This window comes from Vibrio sp. HI00D65 (assembly GCF_001635455.1).
Classification (GTDB): domain Bacteria; phylum Pseudomonadota; class Gammaproteobacteria; order Enterobacterales; family Vibrionaceae; genus Vibrio.
This window is the reverse complement of record NZ_LWEH01000536.1, coordinates 1-272: the sequence shown is the minus strand read 5'-3', so window position 1 is coordinate 272 and position 272 is coordinate 1. Positions and strand designations below refer to the sequence as shown.

1 pseudogene is annotated in these 272 nt (G+C 47.1%); it reads left to right on the top strand.

The features are described from left to right. Positions 1–272: pseudogene (locus A3712_RS23320) on the top strand (permease-like cell division protein FtsX); the annotation flags it as partial.

Genomic DNA, 272 nt, shown 5'->3' with positions numbered 1-272 from the left:
AGCTGATTGGTGCCACCGATAGATACATTCTTCGGCCATATCTATATTCTGGTATGTGGTTCGGTGTATTAGGTTCGGTTAGCGCGTGGGTAATGACGGCATTAATTACCGTATTACTGAATAGCGCGGTGGATGATCTGGCTCAGCTTTACGACAGCCACTTCCGCTTAATTGGCCTAAGCTGGGATGAATCTTTACTGCTTTTGATCGTTGGAACCCTGCTGGGTAGTGTGGCTGCGAAGCTTTCTGCACAGCGTCACCTAAAAGAAATT